This is a genomic window from Bernardetia sp. ABR2-2B (genome assembly GCF_037126435.1).
Lineage (GTDB): Bacteria > Bacteroidota > Bacteroidia > Cytophagales > Bernardetiaceae > Bernardetia.
The window spans coordinates 1,221,831-1,237,278 of the sequence record NZ_CP147020.1; the positions used below are offsets into that span (position 1 = coordinate 1,221,831).

Below are 15,448 nucleotides of genomic sequence, written 5' to 3' on the forward strand. Positions count from 1 at the left end.
TAGACCGTATTTTTGTTGAATGAATTTCTAATTTCACTCTTCTATTAAACTATACTTCCCTTCTCTATATTCTACTTTCATAGTTCCTTCACTCCATTCATTTTCAAGAGCAAATAAGATAGACTCTTGTACAAATTTTGGTGTAATAGCTTTTGGATAAAACTTTGGAGGTCTATTCTCTTTATCATTCATAAATAAGAATATATCGTACCAACCAAAGTCTATTACCAGTAAACTATTCTGATTCTCATTTGGTATGATAAAAACTTTTTCATTGAATTTCCAATAATACTTATTATTGTTCACAGTAATAGTACGTAAACCTTTTTTTGATATTGCCATAAATTTGAATAAGTTAGTAAAGAATTATTTTTTGTTAAAAATGAAAAAATATTTAGAGTATGACAAAATTCCCAACAAAAATATTCAATAATACAAAGCAAACTAAAGGAAGAAGGTTAGTTATTCCAGATATTCATGGCTGTTCTCTTACTTTTAGAGCTTTGCTTCAAAAAATTAATCTTACACACGATGATTTGTTGTTTTTCTTGGGAGATTATATCGATAAAGGAATAGATAGTAAAGGAGTGATTGATGAAATTCTGCACCTTCAATCTGAAAATTATCAAGTTTTTGCGCTTAGAGGAAATCACGAACAAACACTTTTAGAAAGCATAGAAGAATATCCTGAAAATCCTCTTCTTTTTCATAAAGCCTATAAACTAGAAAACCTGTTAAATGAAAATGGAGAAATTGAAGACAACTATCATACTTTTCTCAAAAATCTGTTTTATTATGTTGAGCTAGAGGATTATTTTTTGGTTCATGCAGGTTTTGATTTTGATGCAGAAAAGCCTTTTCAAGATTTTGATTCTATGCTCTGGATGCGTGATGTATTTTATGATAAAGAAGTAGCAAAATCTAAAACTATCATTTTCGGACACCAACCCACACCACTCATTGACATTCATTATTCTATTCAAAACAACTCTCCTTTAATTTGTCTTGATAATGGAGCAGTATTTTATGACTTCAAAAATCAAGGCTTTGGTAAATTAATCTGCTTTAATTTGGATACAAAAAAACTTATTATTCAGAAAAATTTGGAGCAAAAACGATTAGAATCTAATTTGATTTGAAATAATACTTCTAACGCCAAAGGACAAACTATTTTTTATTCAATCTAATGACTAAATTCGAAATGTGGCAAAAATAATGATTCTAACTTTGAAGTAGCTTTTTGAGTAGCATAGTGATTACGGATAATAGTTTGAACAAGTTTGTGAGCCGAATATTCAAATCTAATAGGAGCTGGGCTTTCTTTTTTTAGCCATTCTTCTATTTTAGTGTACCTTTTAGATTTGATATTCTTCAAAACTGTTGCTCCAACAGCTTTTAATCCAACTGCGTTATAATGTTGTTCATACTGATTTTTCATTGGAATAATCAATAATTTTTTACCTAAAAAAAGTGCTTCTGCTGGTGCTTCAAAACCTGCTCCACAGACAAAACCTTTACAGGTTCTCAAACTCTCTGTAAAAGCGTCTTTGTTTACAGGGCGTACATACATATTTTCATCTTGATATTCCGTAGTTGTATGTTTAGAAAAAATTTCCCAATCGATATAAAAAAAGTGTCTGCAAAATTTCAAAAGCTGTTTCTGATCATATGCAGGTAAATAGATTGTGTAGTGTTCTTTTGTTTCGGCTACTGCGTTACGAATTTGGGAACGCACCAAAGGAGGAAAAATGGTTTCGGCTAACGGTAAAAAATGAAATCCATACCCTTCTGAAGTGGGAGCATAATTTTTGATAATAAAATCTCCTATTTTATCGCTGTGCTTTGGTCTTGGAATAGTAGGTAGTTTTATGGCTTCTTGATTACTGACTCCAATACACTTTTTCCCTTTTAGTTTACATGCCCACGCTGAAATAGGCTCAAAATCGGAAATCACAATGTCATACTCCTCAATGGGAAGTGATAGTAGAGCTTTTATAAATGGTTTGGTTTTTACTTTTTTGAAAGTATCTAAAAAATCAATTCCTCCATTTTTTCCAAATGTAAAACTAAGTCCTTTAAAACTATAATCTACTTCGAATGGTACTTTTAGCTCGGCTGATGTTCCACTCATCAAAACATCTACATCAGCATATTTCTTGAAAATCGGTATCAATTCACAAGCACGACTGATATGTCCATTTCCTGTAGCTTGAAGAGCATAAAGCAATTTAAGTTTTTTAGTATTGTTTTTCATAATTGTTTTGATTACTCAAATTCTTTTAAAAGTTGCTCAAATAAATATTCATTTGTCAATGGGTCTTTTGAAATAGTTTTTATGCCTTTCTCATCCAAACTTTCATTTATCTGATGAGAATAGAGTGTCCATTCTTTATTATTATATTCTAAGGCAGTCATATTTTCTACCCAATCGCCCGAATTAAGATAACATACTTTTTGGTTTTATATTTCTATATCTTTTATGATAGGTTGATGAATATGTCCACAGATAACATAATCGTAGCCATTTTGAATTGCAATTTCGGCAGCTGTACTTTCAAAATTATTTTTAGACTTTACAGCAGATTTTACACTGTTTTTTATTTTTTTGGAAAGCGATATTTTTCCTTTTCCTATCTTTTTGAGAATAGAGTTAACAACTCTATTAAGTAAAATAAGAAAACCATATCCATCTGCCCCCATTTTAGCAACCCACTTCGAATGACGCATAGTAATATCAAATACATCTCCGTGAAAAATCCAAGCAAGTTTTCCATCTAATGGCAAGACTACTTTATTTACAATTTTGGCATTCGAAACGCCAAAGCCAACAAACTTTCTCATCACTTCGTCATGATTTCCTGTAACATAATATAGTTGAGTGCCATTACTTACCCAATCCAAAATCTTTTTGACAACCTCTACATGCGAAGTAGGAAAATATTTTCTACTAAACTGCCAACCATCTACAATATCGCCATTCAATACAACTATTTTTGGTTCGATGCTGCTCAAGTAATCCAAAAGTGGAAGAGCTTTTGAACCATACGTTCCCAAGTGTACATCTGAAATAATGACTACTTCTACTTTGCGTTTCATAGGTGTATTATTTTATGACTAAAAATATTAAACTACCTTTGTTAAGATTACGATTTTTTACACTTTTATCTTTACGCAAAGTATTGAAAAGAAATCAACTCTACTTTGTGAAAAAATGAAGTTGCAGTAAATATTTTGTATAATGTGTGAATAAATAATGTCTTTAAACAACAAATAAAAATACACTATTAACCTAACTACCAAATGATTACAACAAGGAAAGCTCTTATTCAAGACTTAGAAAACTTAAACACCCTTTTTGATGCCTACCGAATTTTTTATAAGAAAAAATCTGATGTAGAAGCATCAAGACAATTTTTGAAAGAAAGAATAGAAAATAATGAATCTGAAATTTTTGTAGCTCAATGTTCTGAAAATAATATCGAAAAACTCGTAGGCTTCGTACAACTTTATCCCATTTTTTCATCTACTCGTTTGAAACGTTTTTGGCTATTGAATGATTTATTTGTAGATAAAGATTTTAGAGGAAAAGGGATTTCTGTTTTATTGATAGATGAAGCAAAAAAATTAGCTATTCAGACTGATTCAGTAGGTTTGATGTTAGAAACTGATAAAAATAATATTGAAGGGAATCATCTTTATCCCAAAACGGGATTTGAATTGGACACAGAACATAATTTTTACTATTGGAGCGAATAATTAAATCAATTTCTTAAACTTCCAACCTAATTTTCCCAACGAAGACAAAGAATTGTATTTGCTAGTTTGATACATAGAATCCAAATTCATCTTGCTATAGAAATTCGGATATTTTTTCTGTAAAGCCTCACAATACAAAACAACAGTTTCATATTCTTTTGCATCAAACAAAACAGGGATTTTACGATACAAAAACATTTGAACTATTTTTTCAATATCTATTTTACTGACTATCTGATTATCAAAATTATAGGTCTTATTTGATTCTGATTCTTTAGATTCTATTCCTAGTTCTTTTAAAAATTCTATTCCTTCTTTGGCTTCTTTTTTTGTTTTTAATGTGTTAAGCAATCTCAAAAAAACCTTGTCTTTTTCTACTTCAAATTTACTCCAATCACTTACCGTTTTACTGGCTGGGTGCAAACGATACTCCGAAAAAAGTTCATCTACTTTCAGCAGCTCATAATTCAAAACGGTTCTCAACAGCAAATCATAATCCATACAATAATGTAAAGATTCATCTACCCAGTTTTTGTGATTACCTACAACATAACTTTGACTTTCAAATATCTCTCTTTTAAAAAAGCTTGACGGCTGGGGAAATGCCATATGCGTAAAGTAATCAATACTCAAATCAGAGTGATTTCCTGCTGTTATTTTGTCTTTATAGCCTTCTCCAAATGTTTTTGTTTTGCCATGGATAAGTGAAACTGTCGGATTTTCTAAGAAATAATTGGCTGCCTTTTCTAATGAGTTTTCTGTAAGCAAATCATCGCTACAAATCCATGTCAAAATATCTCCCGTACTTTTTCGCATTCCTTTATTTATCGCTTCACTTTGCCCTTTATCTTTTTCTGATTCCCAATAAGAAATATACTTTTCGTACTTTTTAATGATTTCTACTGTATTGTCCGTACTTTTTCCATCGATAATAATGTACTCTAAATTCGAATAATTTTGTGATAAAATAGAATCTATTGTTTCTTCTATAAAGCTACCTTGATTAAATGAAGGTGTAACGATTGTTATTTTAGGCGTGTTTTTAGATAAATTCATCGTTTTCTTATTCTTTTTATACTCAAAAGGGTTGTTTAAGAATCAAAATTACGTAAATTTAAGTAGTTATTTTTGTCTTGAACTCTAAGAGCTTTTAGACCTTTATTTTATAGTATGAAAAGTAATGGGAAAAATAGAAAAATTACAAACTGAATTAGATATAGCCAAAGAACCTAAAGAAATAGTCAAAGTGGCTGTTACTTTGGGAGAAGAATTATTTTTTAAGGGAAGGCTAAAAGAATCTTATCAAGTAAGTAAATTAGTTTTTGAAAATATAGATAAAATAAATGATGACAAAGAAAATTATCAAGTAAAAGGGATTGCTTATTCTAATATCGGCTTCTTGAGAAGTGCTAGTGGAGATATACAAAATGCAACAGAATATTTAAATAAAGCAAAATACTACTTAGAAACCGTACAAAGCCAATATTTAGCAGATGCTTATATGCGTTTGGGCAGCTTGAAATGGAACATTGGCAATTATGATGAAGGATTACAACTTACTAGGGAAGGATTAATGTTAGCCGAAAAACACAATATGGTCAGAACGATAGGCTTTAGTGCTTATCTTTTAGGTGGCTTTTTTATTGATTTAAAGGATTACGAACAAGCCGAAAAATATTATAATCGTGCTTATAAAGCTTTCGATGAGGCTCAAGAAAATAATGGAAAAGGCAGAATTATAAACGGTCTTGCTAATGTTTTTTATTTAAAAGAAGAATATGATTTAGCTTTAGAAAACGCTCAAAAAGCATTAGACATGCATCTTTTAGAAGAAAATCAAAGCAGTATTTCAAGAGATTATAATGATTTGGGGAAGATTTATAAAGCAAAAAAAGAGTATAAGAAAGCTTTTGATTTTTATGGAAAAGCACTCCACATTAGATTAGAAAATGACCTTTATACGGCTGCCGTTACTACGCTTTCAGAAATTGGAAGTTTGCATTTAGAGCTTGAAAACACGAAAGAAGCAATCTTTTTTTTAGAAAAAGCAATTAAAGAAGCAGAAAAATTAAATGCAAAGGCAAAACTTTTCAGAGTCCATTTATTGATGAGCGATGCCTACAAAACAGAAAATAATTACGAAAAAGCATTTTTTCACTTAGAACAATACAACGAAATAAAAGAACTTGCTTTGGGAGATGAAAATTCTTCTCGTATCAAAAACTTAGAAACACAGTTTGAAGCAGAAAAAGCTCAACAAGAGTCAGAAATTTATCGTTTGAGAAATGTTGAGTTAAGAGAGGCTTATGCAATTATTGAAGAGAAAAATAAAGATATTACTGCCAGTATAAATTATGCACAACGTATTCAAAATGCTTTCTCTAGTAGAGATTATTTTAAAGAGCTTTTTCCAAAATCATTTGTCATTTATATTCCTCGTGATATTGTAAGTGGCGATTTTATGTGGGTTACAAAGATTGAAGGTAAGAAAATTTTAGTTGTTGGAGATTGTACAGGACACGGCGTTCCAGGAGCAATTATGACTGTTTTGGGACGAACTTTATTAAAAAATATTGTAGAGGAAAGAAAAATTATCGAACCTTCTAAAATTTTGTATACTTTAGATAATAACATCAGAGAAGCATTACATCAAGAAACTTCAAATACCAATGATGGAATGGATGCAACCATTTTAGTAATTGATGAAGAAAATAAAAAGCTAGAGTTTTCGGGAGCAAAACTTCCTTTAGTTTTTACTAGAAATGGAAAAACAGAACGTATAAAAGGTTCTTCTTCGGCTATTGGAGGAAAAACCTATAAAAAAGAAAAGCAATTTCAAACACATACACTAGACTTTCAAAAAAATGACCGTTTCTTCTTATTTTCTGATGGTTATCAAGACCAGTTTGGAGGAAGTGATAATCGTAAATTTATGTCAAGAAACTTAATTCAAAAAATAGATGAAAGTTCAAAATTATCATGTTATGACCAATATCCAATCTTAAAAGATGCTTTTTTTGATTGGAAAGGAGAAAATAAACAAACCGATGATGTAATTTTAGTTACAGTAGAATTATAAACAAAAAACATTCAAAACAAAACCCTATTCAAAATGTGGTCAATCATAAAAAATACTTTTCTTACTAATCGTTTTTTTTACGCTATTACAGCCTGTATTTGTCTTTTTATTAGTGCTTTTTGGTTTCCTCCCCTGATGTGGGTTGCCAAAATTGCGTTGGCTGGTTTGGCTGTCCTTACAACTGCTGAAGGAATTATGCTTTTTCATCCAAAAATGAAACTTCAAGCTGAACGCCTTCTGAATCCAAAACTTTCTTTAGGTGATCCAAACCCTGTTCGTTTGGTCGTCAAAAGTGAGTATCCTTTGCCTGTTGAGGTAGATATTTATGACGAATTGCCCTTTCAGCTTCAAGTGAGAGATTTTGGAATTACTACAAAATTAGAACAGGAAAAACCAGAAGAAATACTTTATCACGTAAAACCAACCGAACGAGGAATTTTTAATTTTGGAGCTATAAATCTTATTGCAAAAACTCAAATTGGGCTTTTAAAACGCAAAGTAACTATTCCTGCTGAGTATGATACAGCTGTTTATCCTTCGGTTATGCAGATGAAAAAATATGAGCTGATGATGTTTTCGAATCTAAGTATGCAAAATGGAGTTCGAAAGTTACGTAGAATCGGACATAGTTATGAGTTTGACCAAGTAAAAAATTATGTTCGTGGAGATGATTTTAGGAGTATCAATTGGAAAGCAACAAGCCGTAGAAATGAGCTGATGGTAAACCAATATGAAGACGAACGCTCACAACCAATTTATTTGATTTTGGATAAAAGTCGTGTGATGAAAATGCCTTTCGAAGAAATGACTTTGCTAGATTATGCTATTAATTCTACGCTTGTAATGTCAAATATTATTCTTCAAAAAGGAGATAGAGTAGGCTTGATTAGCTTTTCGAATACGCTAGATTCAAGAATAAAAGCAGAGCAGCGTTCGGGACAGTTGGGCAAAATAATGGAATCACTTTACAGACAAAAAACTGAATTTTTGGAAGCTGATTATGATTTGATGTATGACGGAGTTCGTCGCCTGACAAATAGCAGAAGTTTACTGATTTTCTTTACCAACTTTGAGAGTATGAGTGCCTTGAAACGCAATTTGCCTACGCTTCGTCGTTTGAATAAATTACACCTTTTGGTTGTTGTCTTTTTCCAAAATACTGAACTTACTGATTATTCAAACCTCCCTACAACGGATTTAGAGGATATTTATAGCCAAACATTAGCACAAAAATTCTTAGTAGAAAAGCGTAGAATGGTAGAAGAACTCAAAAAATATGGCATTCAGTCGGTGCTTACTCGCCCAGAAGATTTGTCTGTCAATACAGTAAATAAATATATGGAATTAAAGGCTAGGGGGATGATTTAGGAATTAGGTCTAAAAATTTACTAAACCTTTATTATATTCTCCTCAAACCGCTTCTGTACTTCTTCTAGTGTTTTTTCTCCTGCTGCAACAGAAAGAGTAAAGTCAGTTAGAATATCATCATTTACAGTATTTCTATAAGAATATCCGTTTGCTTTTAAGAAAATATTGGCAGATTGTAAGCCTGTTCTTTTGTTTCCATCTTGAAAAATGTGATTACAAACAATGCTATGCATATACAATCCAGCTTTGTGATGAATTTGAGGATATAAAGGTTCTCCAAACAGTTCACTATCAATAATTTCTAGCAAATAACCCAGACTAGATTCTTTCAAAAAATTATGAGAAGGAACAAATTTTCCTCCAAATTTTTCTACTTGAATCGTATTTATTTTTATAATCTGTGCTTTTGATAAATAAAACATAGTGGTTATTAAGCTAATTTTTTCCAAACTTCTTTATATTCTTCTACGTCTTTTTCTAAAAGTTTATCAAAAATATCATCATCTATGTGTTTGTTACTTTTTTTCTGACTATTCAGCTCTTCAATAAAATTAAGTAAATAATTTAATTCCTTTTCTGAAAGAATATCTAGTTTTTGAATAAGCTGTTTCTTTTTTTCTTCAAGTGTCATAAGTTTATTTTTTTAAAAGTTTTTCTAATCGATATAACGAAAATGAATTAACTAAGATGCACATCTGTTAAGATAAATTGCTTATAATCAGTAAGTAGAATTCGTAATTTTTAATTGTTTCTAAGCATATTTCTTTTTTCTCCAAAAATACCAACCCAACCCAAAAACTAAAATAATCAGATTTGGCACAACTAAATTGAGAAACTGCCAATAACTTTTCTCTTCTTGTACCTTGAAAGTATCTAATGGACGGATTTCAAAATCTTTTGTACGAGAAGTAATAATTCCACCTTCGTCAAGCATATAGGAAAGCGTGTTGAGGAAAAACTCTTGATTTGAATACGTATTTTTACTTATCTCATCATAACCAATCGGCAATGGCTGACGTGTTCTTCTATCAAAATCATTAGAAAGCAAATCGCCGTCTCCAACCACCAAAACCTTTGAATCTTTTCCTTTTTTGATAAAGTCTTTTTCATCAAAACCACTAGGAGGAAAACGACCTTTAAAAGCAGAGCTAAATTCTCCTTCCAAAAGATACGCCACAGGAATATTTGAGTTTTGATAGAGTTTCGGATTTAAGTCTTGCTTTAGTTCGTCTAAAGAAATCAGTGTAGGAACTTTTTTAATCTTAGAATATTGAGAAGAAAAAACTAAAGGCGTTTGAACAATTCCATCTGCTTTTACAGAATCCAATGTACTGACAAACTTAAACATCAAAGCATCCATATTTTTAGTAATCGGATGTGTTGAAAAACTACCTGTGGTAGCGTAATAAGGAAATGGAATTGGTGTGACATTGGCTTTATTTCCCATCTGACCTACATTTACCAGAATTTGTCCCGATTGTGTATCTTGTAAAAGGTCTTGATTTACACGAACTCCATAGCGAAAAATCATTTCATTGAGCCCTAAATTATACGCAAAAGCATACGTTCCTCCTTGTGCAATACTATCCAAATTCATCTGAACTTGGTCTATAAAAAATAATAGTTTTCCTCCATTCATCAAATATTGGTCAAGCTGATAACGGTCATTATCTGTATAGGAAAGTGTCGGTTTTGCTATCACAATGGCATCATATTGCAATAAGTTTTGAATTGGACTTTGAGCTGTTTTGTTATTTTTGCTATTTTCTGACTTGAAAGAATTAGCTAGATTTTCATTCAGATTTACTCTTTCTACAATATAATTTTCACTTAGAGTTTGTGTGAGTGAAATAAGTCTATCATTCGAAAGTTCTCCGTGTCCTTCAATAAAAGCAACACTACTTTTTTGTTTTTTACTTAGCTTTTGAATGGCAGAAATAAGTTCATACTCAATATTTTCGATGGATTGATTAAGCTGTTCTTGTGGCGAAGCTGTTCGGTTTCCTTTCAAAAGCAAAACTGGTTTTTCTTTATTTTTATAAGAAACAATCGCAGAAGGAAAAATCAATTTCTGTACTTTCTTTCCTTGAACAGTTTCGAAAACAGTTGTTGGCTGCACTCCACGGTTTGCCAGTTGTTGATAATAACGATTTTGTTCTTCTGGATTGCTAGAAACTTGCTCTGGATTGATAAAAGTAAATTGAATATTTTTTCCTGCATACATTGAAAACTCTTCTAGTGTTTCTTTGACTGACTTTTGTAGCCTTTTGAAAGAAGAATTGAGTTCGCCTTCTAAATAAATCTCTATAAAAACTGGTTCTTCTAAGTTTTCTAAAATCGTTTTTGACGATTCTGTAATGGTATAACGCTTTTCAGCAGTTAAATCAAGACGAAAAAAATAGTTTTGAGCAAGAATATTAATCAAAATCAGTCCTAAAAAAAGAACGACTAATTGCATAATATTTTCCCACTTTTTAGTATTGATTTGAAATTTTGAAGAAGATTGAATAGCCATATTTTACGATAAAAATTTCTGTATGCTTCTCTGAACACGCTAAAGCGTATTGTAGTTTGATAACGAATTACAAATTTAGTTATTTCTTTGGTTTGATAGCTTGATTTTTTCCAAACCCTGTTTACTTTGCTTTACTAAGATTCTAGTTTCTTTGAAATGTAAAAAAACAAAATAGAAAAAATAGGAATAAGAGGAGAAAAATAAAAACGAAGTAAATTTTCAGATAAATTAAACAAAAATCGTGTCTCAAAGAATTTATAAGTTAATGTCAAAATAACGATGATTACATAAATCAAAATATGTATAATAAGAGTTTTTTTGAGAATAGACGGAGACAAAAAAGCCAACCAAATTATAAACCCATTAAGAATAATAAATAACAAACTAATAACTCCTGTATCCAAAACAGAAATATAAGGAAGGTATGAGAAAGACTCAGAGACAAAACTTGATAATTTCATACGACTCACTCCCAAAAAGAACCAGCATAAAAAAAATAGAATAATTCCGAAAATGCGTAAAGAATAAAGTAGTTTTTTTTGCAATTTGATTATTTGTTTATAGTGTTTTTTTTATTTTTTGAAACAATATTATAGTTCAAGCAACTACTCTGTTTTGAACTCTATCAAATATTCATTCAAAGGCAAATTATACTTCTCTGACCTAAAACCTTTTTCTAGCACGATTTGATAGTCTTTGTTTGATTCTAATTTTTTCAGAAAACAAATAAGCTGTTTTCCATCTTCTGAAAATTCTACTTTTTCAAAGGCTGGAAAATATTCTTTTCCTAAACTTCCCAATCCAAAGGAGCGAAAACGAGTATCCATTTTCTTTGAAAATTCTACCGTAATTTTTTTGAGGTTTTTATCTACGTTTTGACTTTTATTTTCAAACTCTTTTACTGAAATAACTTTTGGACGACTACTTTCATATTCTTCTTTAAGTTCTGTAATTGACTTTTCAAAATAGCCTATTTTATCAATAAAACTTTCAACCTTTTCTTTGCTTGTATAATCTAATTCTATTAAATCCTTGATGGCTTTTTCTTTATTTTCGGACTGGTTATAATATTTTTCAGCCATTGCATAGCCTACGTAATATCCCAAATCACGCATCTGAAATTCATTTTTGTCATCGTTCCAAACCCAATTATAAATCCAAGGCGAAAACATTTCTTTTTCAAATGCACTTCTAACTATTTCATCATTTGTCTTTCCATAAGCTATCGCAGGGGTTTTAGATTCTTTTTTTAAAGCAATAACAGGAACAAACTCTGCTACTCCTTCAAATAAAGATTGAGAAAGCAAATCATAACCTCCAATAGCATTTTGTTGTGTATGAATGTACTCGTGAATATTTAGAGCTACTATATTTTCAATAGGATTTGTTTTAAAGTAGCTTTCCAAGTGTCCTAACCGTTCTGAAAGCTCAGATGAAACTGTATTTTTATCTGCTGTCGCTAGTTCAGTTCCGATAAGAAGCATATTATCAATAGCTGTTCCATTAGTTCGCAAAGCTCCAATAGTGAAATAAATTTTGGTTGGTTTTAAGTTTGGATAAACAATTTTCAATTTTTGGATTCCGTCTTCCAACTCTTCACTAAGTTTTTCGGCTTGAAGCGTGTTTTTTCTGATTGATTGCCAAAATAAAGGATAATCATTTATAGCCTGTAAATATTCTTGTGGTGTATATCTTCTCGCTCTTATTATTCCGTCTAGTCCTTTAGAACCTTTATCAAAAAAAAGTTCTTGTAAATATTTGTACTGTAATGTAGTGTCTTTTGTCTGCGTAATTTTGTCATAAGCCTTCCAAAAAAGTGGAATATCAGAAGTTATAATTATTGCCTCTTGCTGATTTTGAGTAGGTTTTGAAATAGGTTTGCAGCTTATAGCAAAAATTAAAATAAAGAAAATAGATAAATATCTCATAGATTCAGTCTGTTGATTTGTAAAGCTAAAAATCGTTATTTTTTGTGAGTATTTCTACTCTGATGCAACTCTGATAAATTTTACTGGTCTTTAAGGAAAAATCTATTTCACATAAAACCTAACTAATGCAAAAGTCTATTATCTTATTATCTCTTTTATTATTTTTTACTAATTGTACTTCTAAAAAGGTAGCTAAAACAGAAGCTAATCAAAGTTATCCTCAAAGTTATAGTAAAAAAATAGATTCATTACTAAAAATAGCTTATAAAAGAGATATTTTTAATGGAACTATTCTAGTTATGAAAAATGATTCTCTTGTCTATCAAAATGCTTTTGGATATACAGATGTTAATCAATCAGAAAAATTAACCGAAAACTCAATTTTTAATACAGGTTCGATAGCGAAAGAGTTTAATGCTGTAGCTATAATGATGCTTGTAGAACAAGGTTTGTTAGACTTAGACGACCCTATATCCAAATTTGAATTAGGTTTACCAAAATGGTCTGAAAAAATTACGATTAAACATTTACTTAATTATACAGGAGGTTTACCTGCCGTAGAGCGCAATGTAAGTAGTGATGAAGATGCAATGAAAAACTTACAAAATCTTAAAAATACACTTTTTGAAGCAGGAACTAATTTTAATTATAATAATAATAGTGTTTTTATTCAGCGCAGAATTATTGAAAAGATAACTCAACAATCTTTTCAAGAATTTGTAACCCAAAATATCATTGAGCCTTTAGAAATGACAAATTCAGTTTTTGACCCAAAAGCAGATTATCCAAACCGAACTTCTTGTTATAGCCTTGAAAAAGAAGCCTGTCCAGAAATGTCTTTTATTAGTGGTTGGCTTTGGGTAGATATAAACGATATGTATAAATGGATAAATGCCTTGAATACAAACAAACTAATTACAGCAGTATCATTACAAATTCTCTTGAAAAACCCTTATGTAGATAACAAAACTTCTTCTATCGGAATCTATAATGAAACTGCACAAACACAGATGCATGATGGAACTTCTTTTAGTTTTGAATCTATTTTTATAAATGATTTTAAGGAAAATATAGTCGTTATTCTTTTATCAAATTATAAAAATCAGACTAGACCCATGGGGGTTTCTATTCATAATTTGATGAAAGATAAGCCATACAGAATACCCAAAAAGTCAGTTGCTCAAGCTATAAAAAAACAAACTATTGAAAACGTGGACAAGGGAATAAAGGCTTATTTTGCTTTAAAGGAAGAGAGTGAAGGTGAATATGGTTTTGATAATCCAAGTGAACTCAATAATCTAGGTTATGAATTGATTAGATTAGAAAAAAATAAAGAAGCTATTGAATTATTTCAATTAGCTATCAAAGAGTTTCCAAAAAATGCTAATATATTTGACAGTATGGGAGAAGCTTATTTTATAGACAAACAATATGATTTGGCTTTAGAGAATTACAATATGGCTGTCAAACTTGGAGGAACAAATGGGAATGCCAAAAGTATGATAGAGAAAATCGAAAAGCTTCAGAGTAAATAATTTTTATATTCTGAAACTAAATATTATAAAACCTCTCTACAAAATCAAAAAAATTATGTAGAGAGGTTTTTTTTGAGTAAATTTTGGGTAGTAAGTTTATTCAATATCATCATCTTTTTTACCTTCGGTAAGAGTTTTAGTAGAATCAAATTCTTTTAATAATTTTCGATTTTCTATTTGATTATTTTCAACTACAATTTGTTTAGGAAGAGTTTTTAGCTTGATTAGCTCATTCGTTCTAGTTTTTATTAAATGTTGATACTGTTTAGCTTCATCTTCTGTTATAGTACCATTTGCAACTTTTTTATTTATTTCTTCTCTAGTAGTTAAACTCTCTAATATAACCTTATTAGTTTGACTAGCCTTATAATATTTATGATTGACTGTAAAATCCCAAACTTCTTTGAATATTGAAAATAAAGACTTGGCTGTTTCAATACCTGTCTTAATAGCTGTATTTGTATTACTTCCACTATCTAAGAGAATTATTTTGGACTCCTGTTCTTGTTCTCCATTTAGTATTGATAATACTTCTACCAAATCAGCTAAAGCTGTAAATATTTTTGCGTAAGTTTCTGTTTTTAAACCATCTGTATCTATTACAGTCTGAAAAACTATAATACCTTCTTCTATGTAGTCATCATAATTTTTTTCTAATAAACTTGTTAGTAAAACTTTTTTAGCTAATTTCAACATTGAAAGCAATGTGTTATGAAAATTATAAAAACTAAAAGCCAATGGGTTAGCAACAAGATTGTGAAATTGAGTGTTTCTAAAAATAGTAGTAAGTTGAGATAAATTTGATTCATTGTAAAGAGTAGATGCTTCAAGTGCATCTAGTATTTCATTCAACTCTACATTATTACTGATATTATCGTAATTACTTTTAGAACGAAATAAATGTAAGTTTATCGGTGAAAAATCGTAATTAGCTCCTTTAGCCTTACCACCTGCTTGAAAATAACTTATTATAGCTGAGGATTCTAAATTAGATACTATAATTTCAAGGTTTTTAACGAAATCAAGTTTTTGCATGAAAAGTAGTTTTATAGTAATTAATAATATGTGAACATTACAAAAGTAAGAAATAAAAAATTATCGTTTTGTCTAAAATTCGTCGTTGCTCGTGTCCTCACGAGCGACATAATTACAAAAAAAACACAAATCCATTTTTTACGTTCTTAATAGGTAGAATTTTTTTAACTTTCAGAAAAACAGCTAAATTGCCGTTGTCGGTGTCCCCACCGACGACACAAAATACAATAAC

At 30.3% G+C, this 15,448-nt stretch carries 16 protein-coding genes; 5 read left to right on the forward strand and 11 right to left on the reverse strand.

Features of this window, described 5'->3' with window-relative positions; translation table 11 throughout:
* Positions 1–33 precede the first annotated feature (33 nt).
* Complete coding sequence (locus WAF17_RS05050) at positions 34–342, reverse strand: hypothetical protein (RefSeq protein ID WP_338767056.1); 309 nt, start codon at positions 340–342, stop codon at positions 34–36.
* Positions 343–401: 59 nt separating this feature from the next.
* Between WAF17_RS05050 and WAF17_RS05055 the strand changes: the two genes are divergently transcribed.
* Positions 402–1,139, forward strand: a complete 738-nt coding sequence (locus WAF17_RS05055; protein WP_338767059.1) for a metallophosphoesterase family protein — start codon at positions 402–404, stop codon at positions 1,137–1,139.
* Positions 1,140–1,183: 44 nt separating this feature from the next.
* Here WAF17_RS05055 and WAF17_RS05060 read toward each other — a convergent pair whose 3' ends face one another.
* The 3 genes from WAF17_RS05060 to WAF17_RS05070 are packed head-to-tail and all read right to left on the reverse strand — an operon-like array spanning position 1,184 to position 3,096.
* A complete protein-coding gene (locus tag WAF17_RS05060; protein ID WP_338767062.1) occupies positions 1,184–2,254 on the reverse strand; it encodes a glycosyltransferase family protein in 1,071 nt (356 codons plus the stop codon).
* Positions 2,255–2,265: 11 nt separating this feature from the next.
* Positions 2,266–2,415 carry a hypothetical protein gene (locus WAF17_RS05065; protein WP_338767065.1) on the reverse strand — a complete coding sequence of 50 codons (150 nt, stop codon included), beginning with the start codon at positions 2,413–2,415 and terminating at the stop codon, positions 2,266–2,268.
* Between the two features lie 45 nt (positions 2,416–2,460).
* Positions 2,461–3,096, reverse strand: a complete 636-nt coding sequence (locus tag WAF17_RS05070) for a UDP-2,3-diacylglucosamine diphosphatase (protein ID WP_338767068.1) — start codon at positions 3,094–3,096, stop codon at positions 2,461–2,463.
* 204 nt (positions 3,097–3,300) lie between these two features.
* On the opposite strand from WAF17_RS05070, the gene WAF17_RS05075 reads away from it, so the two are divergent.
* On the forward strand, positions 3,301–3,756 hold the full coding sequence (locus tag WAF17_RS05075; RefSeq protein ID WP_338767071.1) for a GNAT family N-acetyltransferase: 456 nt from the start codon (positions 3,301–3,303) through the stop codon (positions 3,754–3,756).
* Here the strand turns inward: WAF17_RS05075 and WAF17_RS05080 are convergent, their stop codons facing one another.
* Entirely contained in the window at positions 3,757–4,812 is a 1,056-nt protein-coding gene (locus WAF17_RS05080; RefSeq protein ID WP_338767073.1) for a glycosyltransferase family 2 protein, read from the reverse strand.
* Positions 4,813–4,936: 124 nt separating this feature from the next.
* On the opposite strand from WAF17_RS05080, the gene WAF17_RS05085 reads away from it, so the two are divergent.
* A complete protein-coding gene (locus WAF17_RS05085) occupies positions 4,937–6,835 on the forward strand; it encodes a tetratricopeptide repeat protein (RefSeq protein WP_338767078.1) in 1,899 nt (632 codons plus the stop codon).
* A 33-nt stretch (positions 6,836–6,868) separates the two neighbouring features.
* A complete protein-coding gene (locus WAF17_RS05090; protein WP_338767081.1) occupies positions 6,869–8,203 on the forward strand; it encodes a DUF58 domain-containing protein in 1,335 nt (444 codons plus the stop codon).
* A 20-nt stretch (positions 8,204–8,223) separates the two neighbouring features.
* On the opposite strand, the gene WAF17_RS05095 is transcribed toward WAF17_RS05090, so the two are convergent.
* The 5 genes from WAF17_RS05095 to WAF17_RS05115 form a co-directional block, all read right to left on the reverse strand.
* Positions 8,224–8,625: a type II toxin-antitoxin system death-on-curing family toxin gene (locus tag WAF17_RS05095; RefSeq protein WP_338767084.1), complete on the reverse strand. Its 402-nt coding sequence runs from the start codon at positions 8,623–8,625 to the stop codon at positions 8,224–8,226.
* An 8-nt stretch (positions 8,626–8,633) separates the two neighbouring features.
* Entirely contained in the window at positions 8,634–8,834 is a 201-nt protein-coding gene (locus WAF17_RS05100; protein WP_338767087.1) for a hypothetical protein, read from the reverse strand.
* A gap of 120 nt (positions 8,835–8,954) precedes the next feature.
* Positions 8,955–10,718: a gliding motility-associated ABC transporter substrate-binding protein GldG gene (gldG, locus tag WAF17_RS05105; protein ID WP_338767089.1), complete on the reverse strand. Its 1,764-nt coding sequence runs from the start codon at positions 10,716–10,718 to the stop codon at positions 8,955–8,957.
* A 134-nt stretch (positions 10,719–10,852) separates the two neighbouring features.
* The gene (locus WAF17_RS05110) at positions 10,853–11,263 is read right to left on the reverse strand and encodes a hypothetical protein (protein ID WP_338767091.1); all 411 of its coding nucleotides are present in this window, start codon (positions 11,261–11,263) and stop codon (positions 10,853–10,855) included.
* Positions 11,264–11,323: 60 nt separating this feature from the next.
* On the reverse strand, positions 11,324–12,646 hold the full coding sequence (locus WAF17_RS05115) for a hypothetical protein (protein ID WP_338767093.1): 1,323 nt from the start codon (positions 12,644–12,646) through the stop codon (positions 11,324–11,326).
* A 125-nt stretch (positions 12,647–12,771) separates the two neighbouring features.
* On the opposite strand from WAF17_RS05115, the gene WAF17_RS05120 reads away from it, so the two are divergent.
* Positions 12,772–14,181, forward strand: a complete 1,410-nt coding sequence (locus tag WAF17_RS05120) for a serine hydrolase (protein WP_338767095.1) — start codon at positions 12,772–12,774, stop codon at positions 14,179–14,181.
* Between the two features lie 96 nt (positions 14,182–14,277).
* Here WAF17_RS05120 and WAF17_RS05125 read toward each other — a convergent pair whose 3' ends face one another.
* Entirely contained in the window at positions 14,278–15,216 is a 939-nt protein-coding gene (locus tag WAF17_RS05125; protein WP_338767097.1) for a hypothetical protein, read from the reverse strand.
* Positions 15,217–15,448: the final 232 nt, after the last annotated feature.